This window comes from Solirubrobacter phytolaccae (assembly GCF_027587195.1).
In the GTDB taxonomy this organism is placed as follows: domain Bacteria; phylum Actinomycetota; class Thermoleophilia; order Solirubrobacterales; family Solirubrobacteraceae; genus Solirubrobacter; species Solirubrobacter phytolaccae.
Map to the genome: position 1 here is coordinate 17,029 of NZ_JAPDDP010000039.1, position 15,554 is coordinate 32,582.

Annotated in this window: 14 protein-coding genes; 8 read left to right on the forward strand and 6 right to left on the reverse strand. The window is 71.8% G+C overall.

Annotation, left to right across the window (positions count from 1 at the left end):
- Nucleotides 1-56: 56 nt before the first annotated feature.
- Both OJ997_RS20205 and OJ997_RS20210 read left to right on the forward strand, forming a co-directional pair.
- The gene (locus OJ997_RS20205) at nucleotides 57-998 is read left to right on the forward strand and encodes a glycosyltransferase (RefSeq protein WP_270027026.1); all 942 of its coding nucleotides are present in this window, start codon (nucleotides 57-59) and stop codon (nucleotides 996-998) included.
- A complete protein-coding gene (locus OJ997_RS20210) occupies nucleotides 995-1,807 on the forward strand; it encodes a glycosyltransferase family 2 protein (protein WP_270027027.1) in 813 nt (270 codons plus the stop codon). The genes OJ997_RS20205 and OJ997_RS20210 overlap by 4 nt, the downstream gene beginning before the upstream one ends.
- Before the next feature lie 3 nt (nucleotides 1,808-1,810).
- Here the strand turns inward: OJ997_RS20210 and OJ997_RS20215 are convergent, their stop codons facing one another.
- Nucleotides 1,811-2,686 carry a sigma-70 family RNA polymerase sigma factor gene (locus OJ997_RS20215; protein WP_372517918.1) on the reverse strand — a complete coding sequence of 292 codons (876 nt, stop codon included), beginning with the start codon at nucleotides 2,684-2,686 and terminating at the stop codon, nucleotides 1,811-1,813.
- A gap of 303 nt (nucleotides 2,687-2,989) precedes the next feature.
- Nucleotides 2,990-4,165, reverse strand: a complete 1,176-nt coding sequence (locus tag OJ997_RS20220) for a glycosyltransferase (protein WP_270027029.1) — start codon at nucleotides 4,163-4,165, stop codon at nucleotides 2,990-2,992.
- 54 nt (nucleotides 4,166-4,219) lie between these two features.
- Between OJ997_RS20220 and OJ997_RS20225 the strand changes: the two genes are divergently transcribed.
- From OJ997_RS20225 to OJ997_RS20235, 3 genes are all read left to right on the forward strand, one after another.
- On the forward strand, nucleotides 4,220-5,302 hold the full coding sequence (locus OJ997_RS20225) for a beta-galactosidase (protein WP_270027030.1): 1,083 nt from the start codon (nucleotides 4,220-4,222) through the stop codon (nucleotides 5,300-5,302).
- Nucleotides 5,303-5,320: 18 nt separating this feature from the next.
- Nucleotides 5,321-6,523, forward strand: coding sequence for an MFS transporter (locus tag OJ997_RS20230; RefSeq protein ID WP_270027031.1), 1,203 nt, complete (start codon nucleotides 5,321-5,323; stop codon nucleotides 6,521-6,523).
- A 244-nt stretch (nucleotides 6,524-6,767) separates the two neighbouring features.
- Entirely contained in the window at nucleotides 6,768-7,907 is a 1,140-nt protein-coding gene (locus tag OJ997_RS20235) for an HD domain-containing phosphohydrolase (protein ID WP_270027032.1), read from the forward strand.
- 112 nt (nucleotides 7,908-8,019) lie between these two features.
- On the opposite strand, the gene OJ997_RS20240 is transcribed toward OJ997_RS20235, so the two are convergent.
- The 3 genes from OJ997_RS20240 to OJ997_RS20250 all read right to left on the reverse strand — a co-directional run bounded on the left by OJ997_RS20240 (nucleotide 8,020) and on the right by OJ997_RS20250 (nucleotide 12,545).
- Nucleotides 8,020-11,214 carry an HtaA domain-containing protein gene (locus OJ997_RS20240; RefSeq protein WP_270027033.1) on the reverse strand — a complete coding sequence of 1,065 codons (3,195 nt, stop codon included), beginning with the start codon at nucleotides 11,212-11,214 and terminating at the stop codon, nucleotides 8,020-8,022.
- Between the two features lie 66 nt (nucleotides 11,215-11,280).
- Entirely contained in the window at nucleotides 11,281-12,243 is a 963-nt protein-coding gene (locus OJ997_RS20245) for a glycosyltransferase family 4 protein (RefSeq protein ID WP_270027034.1), read from the reverse strand.
- A complete protein-coding gene (locus OJ997_RS20250; RefSeq protein WP_270027035.1) occupies nucleotides 12,240-12,545 on the reverse strand; it encodes a hypothetical protein in 306 nt (101 codons plus the stop codon). The genes OJ997_RS20245 and OJ997_RS20250 overlap by 4 nt, the downstream gene beginning before the upstream one ends.
- A gap of 42 nt (nucleotides 12,546-12,587) precedes the next feature.
- Here OJ997_RS20250 and OJ997_RS20255 point away from each other — a divergent pair, with 42 nt between their 5' ends.
- A complete protein-coding gene (locus OJ997_RS20255; RefSeq protein ID WP_270027036.1) occupies nucleotides 12,588-13,199 on the forward strand; it encodes a GNAT family N-acetyltransferase in 612 nt (203 codons plus the stop codon).
- On the opposite strand, the gene OJ997_RS20260 is transcribed toward OJ997_RS20255, so the two are convergent.
- On the reverse strand, nucleotides 13,196-13,903 hold the full coding sequence (locus OJ997_RS20260; RefSeq protein ID WP_270027037.1) for a uracil-DNA glycosylase: 708 nt from the start codon (nucleotides 13,901-13,903) through the stop codon (nucleotides 13,196-13,198). The two genes, OJ997_RS20255 and OJ997_RS20260, sit on opposite strands and share 4 nt — an antisense overlap.
- Before the next feature lie 39 nt (nucleotides 13,904-13,942).
- Here OJ997_RS20260 and OJ997_RS20265 point away from each other — a divergent pair, with 39 nt between their 5' ends.
- A complete protein-coding gene (locus OJ997_RS20265) occupies nucleotides 13,943-14,668 on the forward strand; it encodes a DUF2520 domain-containing protein (protein ID WP_270027038.1) in 726 nt (241 codons plus the stop codon).
- The gene (gene panC, locus OJ997_RS20270; RefSeq protein WP_270027039.1) at nucleotides 14,665-15,519 is read left to right on the forward strand and encodes a pantoate--beta-alanine ligase; all 855 of its coding nucleotides are present in this window, start codon (nucleotides 14,665-14,667) and stop codon (nucleotides 15,517-15,519) included. Before OJ997_RS20265 ends, panC begins: the two co-directional genes overlap by 4 nt.
- The last annotated feature ends 35 nt before the right edge of the window (nucleotides 15,520-15,554 follow it).

Genomic DNA, 15,554 nt, shown 5'->3' on the forward strand with positions numbered 1-15,554 from the left:
ATGCTAGTCGCGCGCTCCGACGAACCTAAAGGGCCTGGCCCTTTATGTTGGGCGGCGTGATCCTCTTTGCCAGCTATGCCGGGGTGCTCGGTGGGGCCGAGCGCGTGCTGCTCGACTGCGTGACGCGGCTCGAGCGGCCGTTGCGGGTCGCGTGTCCGGAAGGACCGCTCGCGGACGAGCTGCGCCGGGCCGGGATCGAGCACGCGCCGCTCGAGGATCGGGGGCTCAGCAAGAGCGTGAGCGGCACGGGTGGGCTGGCGTTCGAGCTGATGAAGCTCAAGCCGGAGACGCTCGTCGCTTGGGGCGCGAAGGCGGTCATGGCGGCCGCGATAGTGCCGGCGAAGCGGCGTGTGGCGGTGCATCACGACCTGTTCGACGCGCCCGCGTTGCGCGGTGCCGTGCGGGCCACGACGCGCCGGGCGGACGTGGTGGTCGCCGCGAGTCAGGCGATCGCCGACGACCTGCGGCTCGACGCCACGATCCTGCATCCCGGCGTGGACCTCACCGCATTCACGCCCACCCCGCTCCCCGACGGTCCGCCGAAAGCGCTCGTCGCCGGGGCGCTCGTGGGCTGGAAGCGGCCGGACCTCGCGGTGGAGATCGCGCGGAGGATGCCCGAGCTGCAGATCACGTTCGCGGGCGAGCCGCTGCCCGGCGACCCGATGCCGGACCTGGACGCGCCAGAGAACGTCACGTTCGCCGGGCGCGTCGACATGCAGCAGGCGCTGCAGGAGCACCACGTGCTGCTGCACTGCGCCGATCGCGAGCCGTACGGGATGGTCCTGGTCGAAGCGCTCGCTGCCGGAAGACCGGTCGTCGCGCCCGCCGCGGCCGGCCCCCTCGAGATCCTGGACGACGGGCTTTACACGCCCGGAGACGCTGACGCCGCCATCGCCCAGCTCGAGGCCAAGCTCGCGGACCCGGGCAACCCGCGCGCCCGCGCCGAGCAGTTCGACGTCAACGCGAGCGTCGCTCGTCTGGACGCCGTGCTCGGTTGAGCTGGGCCGCCGTCATCGTCCTGTACCGCAGCCGGGCCGAGCTCGCCCGCCTGTTGCCGACCCTCCAGGCGCCGCAGCTGGTCGTCGTGGACGTCGGGCCCGATGACGGCGGCGCGCAGCTCGCGAGAGACCACGGCGCGACGGTGATCGAGCGCCGCGACAACCCCGGGTACGGCGCGGCGAACAACATCGGCATCACCCGCGTGACGCAGCCGGTTACCGTGCTGCTGAACCCGGACACGATCGACCACGCGGGCGTCCTGCCGGCCCTCGCGGACCGCGCCACACGCCCCGGCCTGCACGCCCCAAGGCTCCTGAACGAAGACGGCAGCGTGCAAAGAAGCGCGCACCCGGTCCCGGGCACGCTCGGCGCGTTCCTCCCCGCCGCCCTCCCGTGGCTCCCACGCCCGCTGAGAGACCGCGCGGAGCCGTACACAGCCGACACGCCGCGCACCGTCGGCTGGGCGATCGCCGCGTGCCTGGCCGCGCCGACGCACCTGATCCACTTCGACGAACGCATCCACCTGTTCGCCGAGGACATGGAGCTGTGCCTGAGAGCCCGCAACGAAGGCCTCAGGACCTACCTCCACACCGATCTGGCGCTCACCCACACGGGCGGTCACAGCATCGACACAGAGCCGTTCGCCCAGCTGGCCCACAATCGACGCACGGTGGTCGAGCGCACGCGAGGCACAACCGCGGCACGACTGGACGACGCCGCCCAGATCCTCACGTTCGCCCTCAGAACGTACAAAGGCCGCCGCGAGCGCAATCAGCTCGCGGCGGCCTTGAAACTACGGAACTGCTAGGTGCTAAGCGGCTTCGCGCAGAGCCACGAGCTCCGGGCGCTGCGAGAGGCGCTTGAGGGCGCGCTCCTCGATCTGGCGGGCGCGCTCCGTCGACACGCCGAGCTTGCGGCCGGCCTGCGACAGGGTCTGCGGCTCACGGTCGCCGGCACCGAAGCGCATCTCGATCACGTCACGCTCGGGCTCGGGGAGCTCGGCGATGGCGTTGAGGAGCGTCTCGGACTTCAGCGCCTCGTGGACCTCTTCGTCCACGGCGGGCGTCTCGATCGCCAGCAGGTCGCCGAAGGCGGTGTCGCCGTCGTCGCCCACGGGCTTGTCGAGGCTGACCACCGCGCGGTCGGCCTTGCGGATCTCGATGACGTCCTCGAGCGGCAGGTCCGCGGCGGACGCGATCTCCTCGTCCGACGGCTCATGGCCGAGGCGAGTCGTGAGCTCACGCTCGATGCGGCCGACCTTGCGCGAACGCTGGGCGACGTGAACGGGGAGACGGATCGTACGGCTCGTGTTCTCGAGGCCACGCTGAATCGCCTGGCGAATCCAGAGCGTCGCGTAGGTCGAGAAGCGGAAGCCCTTGCGCCAGTCGAACTTCTCGACGGCGCGGATCAGACCCAGCATCCCTTCCTGGATCAGGTCACCGAGGGCGAGGCCCTGGCCCTGATAGCGGCGCGCGTTCGCGACCACCAGGCGGAGGTTGGAGTTGATCATGCGTTCCTTGGCTGCCAGGTCTCCGCGCTCAATCCGCTTGGCGAGTTCGATCTCCTCACTCGGCTTGAGCAGCGGGTACCGGCCAGCCTCACGCAGGAGCAGCTGCAGCGAATCGAGGGTCGGGTCGACCTCGTGCTCAGCGTCGCGTCGGCGTGGGGTGTCGGTGATGGTGCTCAGTTTGGGGTCCTTCCGAAGTCATCTCAAAGCCCTAGTGGGGCACTAGGGATTATATGCCAAGTTACTTGTTTCTGCAACCACCTTGCCGAGGCCCGTAAGACATCACCGATCCCGGCGGCTCTTCTTCTCTTTTGGTGGGACAACCCCGTGTGTCCACGGCCGTCCCCCCGGAGAGGTCCTGACCATGCCGCTAAGCTTGTGACCGTTGCGGCGAAATCAGGGCGCAGGCGTGGGCCCGCGCACAACAGACAACCCGAAGAATGCCACAGGGTTACGCTGATTGTCCCCAGGCAGGGGAGAGATTTAACGGGTCCTCATCGATTCCGCGCCTCGCCGTGACGATCTGAGGGGCAAAAGGCCCCCGACCGGACGGTCCACTTCTGGCGCTGTACGGCCCTTTGCGGCCGTCTCCTCGACGATTGCCTGAAGTCGTTCCTTGAATCGTTCGGCACCGAATCTGTGTGCGGATCTCACACACGTGGATGAGTCCACACGCGCCACATCGAAGCCCGCGACGGCCGCCGCGAGCGAGCGCGGGTCGTCCGCGTCGTCGTAGAACGCGCCCGTCACGCCCTCTTCGACGGTCTCCAGAACGCCCCCGGCGCGCAGGCCGATCACCGGTCGCCCGCTCGCCAACGACTCGACCGCGGCGATCCCGAACTCCTCCTCGGCGGTGACGACGAGCGCCTGCGCGGTCCGCAGCAGGTCGGCGACCTCATCGTCCGAGATCCGGCCCGTCAAACGCACCGTCGGACCCGCCATGCGCTTGAGCCGCCGGTACTCCGGCCCGTCGCCGACGACCACGAGCGGGAGCCCGAGCGCGTTGAACGCGCGCACGGCGACGTCGATGCGCTTGTGCGCCATCAGCTCCGCCAGCACCAGGTAGTGCCCGCCGACCGACCCGGGATAGAAGCGCGAGAGCTCCACCGGCGGGTGCAGGATCGACGAGTCGCGCCCGAAGTAGCGCTTGATCCGCTTCTGCGTGATCGCGGAGTTCGCGACGTAGGCGTCGACGCGCTGGGCGGCGATCCAGTCCCACTGACGCCAGCGCGAGAGCAGCAGCCGCAGCGCCGGGCGCGTCAGCGGACTACGGGCGGCGAGCGTCGCCTCGCGCTCGGACCACGCGTAGCGGAACGGGTTGTGGCAGTAGGAGACGTGGACGGCGCCCGGGTCCACGAGCACGCCGTGCGCCCACGCGCTCGAGCTCGACACCACGATGTCGTAGCCGCGTAGGTCCAGCGACTCAATCGCGTGCGGGTAGAACGGCAGCAGCGGGCGGAACGTACGGGACGTGGGCCGCAGCTTCTGCAGGAACGACGCCTGCGGGTCACGGTCGGCGAACCGGCCCTCGGTTCCCTTCTCGTCGTAGACCGCGGTGAAGACGTCGGCTTCGGGCCAGGCGTCGCAGATGGCGGCGAAGACGCGCTCGGCGCCGCGCACGTCGAGGAGGAAGTCGTGAATCAGGGCGACGCGAGGCATGAACGCGCCATCCTACGTACCCGCATGCGCGTACTCGCCACATTCGTCCTCCTTTTGGGCCTTCTGGTCCCCGCCACCGCCCACGCCGCGAAGCGCCAGGTGCCGCGCGGCTGGCTCGGCGTCGTCGCCGACGGCCCGCTCAACGACCCCGCCTACGCCCAGGGCCCGGCGGAGTGGGACAAGATGGCGACCAGCGGCGTCGAGGCGGTGCGCACCGCGTTCTACTGGCGCTCGATCGAGCCCACCGCCGGCCAGTACGACTTCTCCGTCAAGGATCAGCTCGTGCTCGCCGCCGCCAAGCGCGGCCTCGGCGTGCTGCCGGTGATCCAGGGCACCCCGGACTGGGCCGCCCGCACCGCGGGCGATCCTGCCTCTCCCCCGCGCGATCTTGCCGACTTCGCTCGCCTGATGACCGCGCTCGTCACACGCTACGGCCCCAACGGGTCTCTGTGGCTCGAGCACCCGGAAGTCGCGAAGCAGCCGATCCGCGCATGGCAGATCTGGAACGAGCCGAACCTCACGCGGTACTGGAACGTCGCCCCTTGGGCCCCGTCCTACGTCGCGCTGCTCAAGACCGCCGACAAGGCGCTCAAGGCGGCCGACCCGGGCTCGCAGACCGTGCTCGCCGGGCTCCCGAACGAGAGCTGGAAGGCGTTGGAGGCGATCTACAAGGCGGGTGCGCGCGGGTCGTTCGACGTCGTCACGCTGCACCCGTACACCGGCAAGGTGGAGAACACGGTCCGGGTCGTGAAGATCGTCCGGCGGGTGATGGAGCGCCGCAAGGACGCGAAGATGCCGATCTGGGTCACCGAGCTGTCGTGGCCGGCGTCGGCGGGCAAGGCCAAGCAGGAGGGCGGCGACTTCGCGACCACGGACGCGGGGCAGGCCTCGCGGCTCGACGCGGCGCTCAAGCTCTTCGCCAAGGAGCGCAAGGCGCTGCGGGTGGAGCGCCTGTATTGGTACACGTGGCTGTCGGTCGAGGGGATCACCGCGAGCGGCTTCGACTACAGCGGGCTGCGCAGGGTCCGGAACGGGGTCCTTCAGGACTCGCCCGCGTTGACGGTTTTCACACGCGCGGCACGACGCTTGCAGGGGTGCCCGAAGGTGGTGGCCGACGCGCGCCGCTGCCGGACTTAGGCGTACGCTTAGCGCGGCGTGCGGGACACCAGCGGGGGCTACGGCGCTGTCCTAGCAGAGCGGCCGATCCGAGATCTGCTGCTCGCTTCGCTCTGCGGTCGTTTTGCCTTCAACGCCCTCGGGCTCGGCTTCGTGCTGTTCGCGGCGGCCGAGACGGACTCGATCGCGGTCACCGGGGCGATGATCGCGGCCTTCGCGATCACGACCGCCCTGGCCCCCGCGCGGGGACGCCTGGTCGACCGGCACGGTCCGGGCCTGTTGGCGGTGCTGGCGCTCGGGAGTGCCGGCGCCGTGGGGCTGTTGGTGGTCGCGGGGGCTGCCGATGCTCCCGCGTGGACGTTCGTGCTGTCGGCCGGTCTCGCGGGGCTCTTCGCGCCGCCGCTCGGGCCCTTCGCACGGTCGGTCTGGAGCGGGCTGCCGGGCGAGGGCGACCTGCAGCAGCGGGTCCACGCGCTGGACGCGGCGGGCGAGGAGTCGGCGCTGATCGTCTCGCCGCTGATCGTGTCCGTGCTCGTGCTCGTGGGCTCGCCCGGGCTGGCGCTGAGCGTGTGCGCGGTGGCGCTGCTGGGTGGTGCGGCGGCGGCCGGGCGGACGTCGCTGGCGCGTGCTCCGGGCTCGCGCGCGTCTCCCGCGGCGCCGTTGCCGCGGTCGCTGTGGCTGGTGTTCATCGCCTTCCTGCCGACCGCGGCGGCGCTGGGCGCGTTGGACATCGCGATCCCGGCGGCGGCGACCGAGCAGGGGCACCCGGCGGCGGCGGGCGCGATCGAGGCGGCGATGGCGGTGGGCACGGTGGCGGGCAGCCTGCTCGTCGGGCGCTTGGTGTTCGGGTCGCCGGAGCGTCGCGTCTTGTTGACACAAATCGTGCTCGCGGGCGGACTCGCGGTGGCGACGTTGTTCGCGACGCAGCTCGTGCTCCTCGGCGTCGTGCTCGTGGTGCCGGGGCTCGCGCTCGGAGGCCTGTTCGCTTCGTTGTATCTCCTGGTGGGCAGGCTCGCCCCGGCGGGTTCTGGCACGCGGACGTTCGGCTGGCTGGTCACGACGAACAACGGCGGGCTGGCGCTCGGGGCGGCGGGTGCGGGAGCGCTCAGCGAGTCGTCGGGGCCGAGCGCGGGCCTCTGGCTCGCCGCGGCGTGCGCTCTGGCCGGAATCGTGCCGGCGCTCGGCGCGTTGATTTTGTCCGCGCGCGTACCACAGACCGACATACCGCACAGGATTCGATGAGTACCTTCCGACAAACGGCGCGTTGGCGCTATTCGGGGGATCGAGCAGAGGGAGGGGTCATGGGCCACATCAAGTGCTGAGGCGATGAATGTCGCCGCGCTTACATGCGCGCTCCCCCAACCTCCCTATTCGCACGGTCGCACCGCCTGCACGGCGTATACGCTTGCGCGCACTCGTGTCGTTGCCATCGGCATCCCATCCGCGAGTCGCACTGGCCCTGCACGGCGCCGCGGCGGCTGCCCTCGTGCCCGCGTTCGTCTGGCTCGCCCCGCCCTCGCGGTGGGACCAGCCGGGCCTGCTGCTGCTCTTGATCGTGCTCGCGGTGATCGCCGACATCAGCGAGGTCAAGCTGCCGAACGGCCTGTCGTTCGACGCCGCGCTGGAGCTCGTCTTGATCGCGCTCGTGTTGCTGGGCCCGCTGCCGGCGTTCCTCGTAGCGGTGGTCCCGATTGCGATCGGCGGGCTCATCCGCCGGGAGCGGATCATCCGCCAGGGCAACCTGGCCAACGTCGCCGCCTACGGCTGGGAAGCGCTCGCGGGCGCCGCCCTGCTGTCGGCCGCCGGCGTCTCCGCCACGGCGCTCGGCCTCGAGGCGATGCCCTGGGTCCTGCTGTGCGGCATGGTCATGTACGCCGTCCAGGTCTCCGTCGGCCCGGCGCTCTACGTCCCGCTGTACCTCGGCCACCCGTGGTCCACGGTCCCGCGCATGGTGGCCGACCCGGTGCCCACCACCGTCGTCATGGTCACGCTCGCGGCCGTGACCGCCGTGCTCTATCCCCTGCTCGGGATCCTGGCCTTGGCGCTGTTCGCCGTGATCGCGGTGCTGCCGCAGACGGCGCTGTTCCTCGCCGCGCGCACCCGCCCGGTCGCGGCGCTGGATCCGCTGGTCGCCACGCGCCGCTACTCGCACGCGCTGGCGCTCCACCTCGGCCTTGACCGCGCGGAGCGTCGTCACCTCGTGCGCGTGACCGAGCTGGCGTTCGCCCGCCGCGCCGAGGCCGGAGACCCGATCGCCTACGCCCGCCAGACCCTCCGCGACCCGTCCCGCGCGTCGTGGGAAGCCGGGCACGTCGGCGAGTGGTGGAACGGCGGCGGCGGCCCGGCCGGGCTCCGCGGCGCCGTGACGCCGATCTCCTCGCGCATCGTCGCGGTGGCCGACACCTGGTCGGCCTTGACCGCCAAGGGCGGCCCGGAGCTCTCGCACGCGGACGCGTTGGTGGAGCTGGAGAACGCGGCGGGCACGCGGTTCGACCCGCGCGTGGTGCAGGCCGCGTACGCGGTCGTGGCTGAAGAGTGCGTGTCGCCGGCCGAGCCCGCGCCGGTGCCGAAGCTACACGCCCTGCGGGTGCCGGCGCCGCTGCGTCGCGCGCTCGCTGCTTCGTAGGGCTATTCGCGCGGGCCGATCCGTCAGTTGCCGCCCCTGAGGGGCGGAAAGTGACGGATGACCGGGGTGGCGAGCTGGTCCGCCGCGAGCGCGCCACCCGAGCGGAGCTCCACTACCGCCCGCGCACCCGCACGCTCACGGTTCGCCGCACCCGCTCAGATCCAGCCGCCACCGTGACGGTCACCTTCACCGTCACCGCCCGACGGCCCAGCACGCGCAGCGCGCTCGCAGGCAGCCGCAGCGCCACAGAGCCCGTGCGACCCGCTGCGACGCGCGTGGAACCCGTCACCACCGCGCGGTACGTGCGCCCACCAACGCGCACGGACACCCGCGCCGGCCGCGTCACCGTGCACGCCGCGCTTCCGCACGTCACGGTCGCCACGCGCACCACACCGGTCCGGGACACGGTCTGCCGCGCCGCGCCCGCCTTCAGCGTCGGCCTGCGCACCGGCGCGACGGTCGGGACGGGCGTCGGCGAGGGCGCGGGCACGACGACGGGCGGCGTCGGGGTGGGCGTGGCCTCAGGCGTCGGCGTCGGCGTCACCTCGGGCTCCTCCTCGGACGGCGGCTCGTCGCCCGCCTTCACCCACGAGGAGACGTTGACCACGGCCGGGTCGAGCACCGAGCCGGCCGCGTAGAAGCCCGCGAAGGCCGGGGCGCCCGGCTCGGTCAGCGTCGCGCCCATCGGGCCGAACACGGTCGACGGGCCCGAGAGGTCCGGCGCGAGCGCGCTGCCGTCCAGCACGGCGAAGCGGACGTTCGGGAAGTCCTCCATCGCGCCCGAGTTGAGCGACTTGCTCTTGACGTCGGCATACAGCGTCACCGCCGCTCCGTCCACGACCACCCGCGGGTTCGTCAACGTCATGTCCAGCAGCGGCCCCATGCCCGAGTCGTGGCCGGTGAAGCGCACGGTGCCGCGCGCGCGGAACTCGCCCGTCCTGCGGGTGCGGTCGTACTCGCCGCCCGCGAGCGGGAAGCGGAACGTGCCGTCGGCGTTCTCGCTCGCGCCGTCGCTGTAGGCGATCGCGCCGTGGGCGATCGGCCCGCGGATGTACGAGCGGAACGACGCCTTCAGGCCCCAGTCCAGCGCGCCAGCGGCGACGCGGAAGACGTCCGGCGGCGGGTCGGTGACGGTGAGCGTGAGCTCACGCGAGTAGGTCGTGTCGATGCTGTTGCGCAGCCGCGCGCGGAACCGCGCGCCCGACATCGCCGTGTTGGCGTCCTCGACCGTGAGGAAGCTGCCGGTCGCGCCCGGGATGTCCTCCCAGAAGCCGTCGTCGCGGCGCTGCCACTGGATGTCCGGGTACGGGTTGCCGGACGGGCCGACCTTGAACTGCGCGTCGAAGCCCTCCACCACGGTCACGTCAGCGGGCTCGACCAGCACCTTCGGCGCGGCGCGCACCTCGAGCGAGGCCGGCGCCGACGCGATCGACCCGCCCGCGTTGGTGAACACCGCGCGGTACTCGCGGCCGTTGTCGTCGAAGGTCACCGTCTGCGCCAGCGCGGCCGCCGTGGCGCCCGCGATGTCGCGCCAGGTGGCCGCGCTGCTGGTACGCGACTGCCACTGCACGGTCGGCGCGGGGGCACCGATCGCGCCCGCCTGGAAGGTCACGCTCTTGGACGTCTCGCCCTTGAGCAGGGTCCGCGAAGCGCTCTCCGGCGGGGCGGTCACCGTCGGCGACGTCGCGACCAGCTTGTAGGCGAACAACTTCACGGGCGCGACGTTGTTGCGGAGGAACAGCGTCCCGCCGTACGCGCCGACCGCGTTCGCGAACAGCTCGGCCACACCCGTCGGCGCCTGCGTGAGCGCGCCCGCGAGCGCGCCGTCACGCAGGACGACGGTGCGCTTCGTGTTCAGCGCCGCATAGATCAGCCCGTCCACGGGATCGACCGCCACGTCCAGCACCGTGCCGTTGAACGTGTGCTGCGTCGTCCCGACGAAGCCGGTCGCGGTCGTGTCCAGCGTCATCAGCGAGCCGGACGTCACGCCACCCTCGACGAGCGTCACGTTCGAGCCCGGCCCGGGCGTCGGCGACGCGTAGCCGAACGTGAACGAGCCCGCGGGCTTCGGCGGCACCGAGCCGGCGATCTCCACGACCGTCAGCTCGCTCCCGGTGTCGACCAGCTGCACCGCGGGGCTCGCGGAGATCGTCGCCGGGCTCGGCGTGCCGGTCACCGTGGCGTGCTGGGTCGCGACGATCCGCCCCTGCAGGCTCACCGCGAGGCCGCTCACGGCACGCCCGCCGGTCGCCAGCGCCGGGTAGTCCTTCACGCTCCAGCCCGCGCCGTCACGGGCGATCACCACCGCCGCCGGGGAGACCGGCACGGCGGTGTCGGTGAAGTTGCCGCTGGCGAGCCCCTGGACGGCGTAGAGCTTGTCCGTCCGCGTGTCGTAGGCCAGGTGGTTCCGCGCCCACGAGCTCGTCCCGGGGATGGCCGCGAGGTCGTAGGTCTTCGTCTGCGTGTTCCACGTCGCCGTGCGGAGCGGCTGCCCGGCCGTGCCGGCCAGGAAGATCGTGCCGGTCTCCGAGTCGTACGCGTACGCCGTGACGCCGCTCAACGTCGTCGCGCCGAGCGGTTCGACCGTCGTCAGGTCGACCGCCGTCAGCGACGTCGTGTTGATCGCGTGCAGCAGGCCCCGCCCCGGCTCGGGGAAGTAGGTGTCCGCGTAGATGTCACGTCCGTCGGCGACCTGCGAGTACTTGGGCGTTCCGGCCGGGGTGAACGCGTCCACCGCCACTGGCTTCCCGCCCGGTCCGGTGTACCGCAGCGTCAACGGATCGAGCGCCTGCCCCGGCTGGTAGAAGCCCGCGAAGGCCGGCGCGCCCGCGCCGGTCAGCACGGTCGGCACCGCCGACCACACGGTCGTCCCGGTCGGCGTGACCGCGGAGAGGTCCAGCTCGGCGAGCAGCACGTCGTCGAACACGACGAGGTCACCGCCGCTCAGCGGCTTGCTGGTCACGTCGGCCACCAGGGTTGACCCACCGGCCGCAAACTTCACCCGCGGGTCCTTGATCGTCAGGTCGAGCGAGCCGTCATGAGCGACGAACCGCACCCAGCCGCCGAGGGTGACGTCGGTCGTGTTCTCACCGGCGGTAAAGCTGCCCGACCGCAGCGGGAAGCGATACGTGCCGTCGGCGTTCTTGGTCGCGCCGTCGCCGACCGTGACCGTCCCGTGCCCGATCGAGCCCTCGACGTAGCTGCGGAAGGACGCCTTCACGCCCCAGTCGAGCGAGCCCGACGTGATCTGTTGGGCGAGCGCGGGCGATGCACTCGAAAGCAGGAGCGCCGCGACGAGCAGCACCATCCTCCGGACACGGTTCAACATGGGCCTTCCTTGTCAAGGTCACTTCACAGCACGTATTAGGGTACCCTAATACGTGCTGCGGACCACCGCGTCCACTCCACGTGCGGTGCGCTCCCAGCTGAACTGCCGGGCTCGACCCAGCCCCATGTTCCGTAGTCGCGCCCGCTCGGTCTCGTCCCCCACGAGGCCGAGCAGCGCGTGGCGAAGCGCCTCCGGATCGGGCTCGACCAGAAGCGCCGCGCCGCCGCTCGTCTCCGGGAGCGCGGTGACGTTCGTCGTCACCACCGGCGTCCCCGCGGCCATCGCCTCGAGCACGGGCAGGCCGAAGCCCTCGTAGACCGACGGCAGCACGAACGCGAGCGCGCCCGCGTACAGCGCCGGGAGCGCCTCGTCGGGCACGGGCCCGAGCAACGTGAGCGCGTCCAGCCCTTCCTCGGCGGCGAACTGCGGCCGGTGTCCGCCGGCGACGCGCAACTCCACCCCCTGGCGCGCCAACGCCTGCGCCGCCGGAACCAGCGCCCGCAGGTTCTTGCGCGCCGTGTGGGACGCCACGCACAGCACGTACGGCCGCTCGGCCTTCTCCCCCGGCGCGAAGCGCGGATCGACGCCGCCGTAGACCACGTGCGCCTCCACCCCGAGCAGCTCCCGCAGCTCGTCGCGGGAGAACTCGCTGACGGTGATCACCGCACGGGCACGGCGCGCGATCAGCGGCAGGATCCGGCGCTGGAACGCGGCGTAGGCGCCCGAGTACCAGCCGGGATGGCGCAGCGGCGCGGCGTCGTGGATCACGACGACGACGTTGCGCGCCGCGACCGGAGCGAGGTTCGCCGGGCACAGCAGCGCGGGCGCCCGCGCGCTCAGGACCGGCAGCACCGCCTGCTCCCATGCGTGGCCGGCGCGGTGCACCAGCGCCGGCGGCGGGCGGTGGATCGTGTACGGCAGCCGGGCGCACAGCTCACGCGCCCAACGCTCCACCCCGCCGAGCTCAGGCCGCGCCGCGGCGCGCGCGTCGATCGCGGGCGGTCTCACTCCTTCACGGAGAAGACGGCGAGCTCGCCCTTGATGTTCGTGACCGTGACCTTCAGCGGCCCGACGGTGCCGGACTCGCCCATCTTGAACGACTTGCGGTCGGACTCGGCCTCCAGCGTCACGCGGTCGTCCGCGGTCTCCACGACCTCGAGCGTCTCGCCGAACTCCCGCTCGAAGTCGAGCGTCGCGGGCCCGGACGTCTCGACCTCGCAGGTGCCGTCGTTGCACACGAACTTGTACTGGCTCGCCGCGCAGCCGACCAAGGTCACGCAAAGAACCGCCATCACCATCAAACGCCGCATCGCTCGCACTGTATTCCGGCGTGCGCTTTGATAGGCAGCCGCATGAAGAGGCCAGTGCTTCGTCGCCGCCCGGGAGAGGCCGTCCGCCCCTCCGACATCGAGCTCCCCGACCCACCGTCCGGCGCCCGCGTGCTGCTGCGGGTCCTCACCCGCGAGGACCGGCCGGAGTTCCTCAAGCTCGCCCGTGAGAGCCACCGGCTGCACCGGCCGTGGACGTACCCGCCCGAGCGCGCCGACCAGTTCGACGAGCTCTACGGCCGCTCGCGCCGCGACGACTTCCTCTGCCTGCTCGCCTGCCGCACCGACTCGGGCGCGATGGCCGGCGTGTTCACGATCTCCCAGATCGTCCGCGGCGCCTTCCAGTCGGCCTACCTCGGCTACTACGCCCACGAGGCCCACGCCGGCCAGGGCCTCATGCGCGAGGCGCTCGAGCAGATCCTCGACCACTGCTTCGGCCCCCTCGGCCTGCACCGGGTGGAGGCAAACATCCAGCCGGGCAACGGCCCGTCGATCGCGCTGGCCCGCGGCGCCGGGTTCCGCCTGGAGGGCTTCTCGCCGCGCTACCTGCTGATCGGCGGCCAGTGGCGCGACCACGAGCGCTACGCGATCACCGCGGACGAGCACGCGGCGGCGAAGGCTTCTCAGGCGGCTTAGAAGAGGCCGAGCTGCTCGTCGTACACGAGCTCGGGCTCAGGCTCGGGCTCGAGGACCTCGAGCTCGGGCTCCGGCTCAGCCACGACCGGCTCGGGCTCGGGCTCGGGCTGGTCGAGCGCCGGCAACGCCAGCAGCTCGGGGATGCGCTGGAAGTCCGCGCGCAGGATGTCCAGCATCGAGCGCGTGTAGAGCGCGGCCGCCGGGTGGTAGATCGGGTACAGCCGCACCCGCCGCGGCCCGATCTGGCGCTCCTCGTCGCGCCCGTGCAGCCGCGTGATCCCGGTCGGATCGCCGCGCAGCAGCTTGGTGGCGAAGTTCCCGAGCGTGCAGACGACCTTCGGCTCGATCAGCTCCAGCTGGCGATACAGGTAGTCCTGGCAGTTGTCGAGCTCCTGCGGCAACGGGTCGCGGTTGCCGGGCGGCCGGCACTTGAGCGTGTTGACCACGAAGACGTCGGCGCGCGTGAGGCCGATCTCGCCGAGGAGCTGGTCCAGCAGCTTCCCCGCCTGGCCGACGAACGGGACGCCCTGCTTGTCCTCGTTCGCGCCCGGCGCCTCGCCGACGAACATGAGGTCGGCATCCGCGTTGCCGGAGCCGAAGACCACGGTCGTACGACCCGCGGCCAGCTGCGGGCATCTCACGCAGGACTGAGCCTCGTGAAAGACGGCCTTGAGCTCCTCGCGCCGCTCCAAAGCGCTGGACATGTCGCCACGGTACCGCCGCACACGGCAGAATCGAACGCAATGCCCGCATCGTCCGTGACAAGCATCACCTGCGCCGTCGTCGGCGCCGGCCGAATGGGCACCGTGTTGGCGGCCGGGCTGCAAGCGCCCGCGCTCCGCCGTGGCGAGCCCGTTCCCGCCGACGTCGACGTCCTCCTCCTGGCCGTGCCGGACGGCGCCATCGCCGCCGTCGCCGCCACCATGCCCGAAGGCCCGCTGCTCGGCCACGTCTCCGGCGCGACCGGCCTCGACGTGTTCGGCGACCGTGAAGGCTTCAGCCTGCATCCGATGATGTCCACGCCACCCGGAAGCGCCCCGAGCATCCTGCGCGGGGCCGGCGGTGCCGTCGACGGCACCACGGAACACGCGCTCGCCACCGCCTTCGCGCTCGCCGACCGCCTCGGGCTGGACGTGTCGCGCGTCCCCGCCGAGGACCGCGTCGCCTACCACGCGGCAGGAGCGATCGCCGCGAACTTCCTCGTCGCGCTCGAGGCCTGCGCCGAGCGGCTCGCGGCCACGGCCGGGATCACGCGCGCCCAGCTCGCGCCGCTCGTGCTGGCGACCGCGCGCCAGTGGGCGGAGATCGGCCCGGAGGCCGCGCTGACGGGCGCGATCGCCCGCGGCGACGAGGGCACGGTGGAGCGCCACCGGGCGACGATCGAGCAGCGCACGCCCGAGCTTTTGCCCGTCTGGGACGAGTTGGCGGAGGTGACCCGCGCCGTCGCGGGTAGACGGAGCTGGACATGAGAACGATCCGGACCATTCCCGAGATGCGCGCCTGGCTGGGGAACCTGCGCGCCGAGAACCGGTCGGTCGGCCTCGTGCCGACGATGGGCGCCTTCCACGCCGGCCACCACTCGCTGATGCGTGCGGCCAAGGACGAGCACGACGCCGTCGTGGTCAGCCTGTTCGTGAACCCGACGCAGTTCAACGACGCCCGCGACCTCGCGAACTACCCGCGCAGCGAGGCCAACGACGCCGTCGAGGCGTCCGAGCTGGGCGTCGACGTGCTGTTCGCGCCGCCGACCGCCGAGATCTACCCCGAGGGGTTCGCGACGACCGTGAGCGTCACCGGGTTGTCCGAGATCCTCGAGGGCGCCGAGCGCGGCCCCGGGCACTTCGCCGGCGTCTGCACCGTCGTCTGCAAGCTGCTGAACATCGTCGCGCCCGACGCCGCGTACTTCGGGCAGAAGGACGCGCAGCAGGTCGCGGTCGTCAAGCGGATGGTGCGCGACCTGGACCTCCCGTCCAAGATCGAGGTCCTGCCGACGATTCGGGAGCCGGACGGCCTCGCGATGAGCTCGCGCAACGTGCGCCTGAGCCCGTCCGAGCGTGAGGACGCGCTGCAGCTCTCCCGCGCGCTGTTCGCCGCCCGCGACGCCGTCGCCGCCGGTGAGCGCGACGCCGAGCGCGTCCGCGCCGTCGCGCTCTCGCATCTCGACGACCCCGAGTACCTCGCGATCGTCGACCCGCTCTCCTTCACGCCGTTGACCACGATCGCCGCTCCCGCGCTCGTCGCGGTCGCGGCACACGTCGGACCCGTCAGACTGATTGACAACCTCGTGCTGGAACCCGTTCCGGCTCCGGTGGCGACCTGAGCACCAGGCGTCAACCAACCCCCAGGAGGAACCAC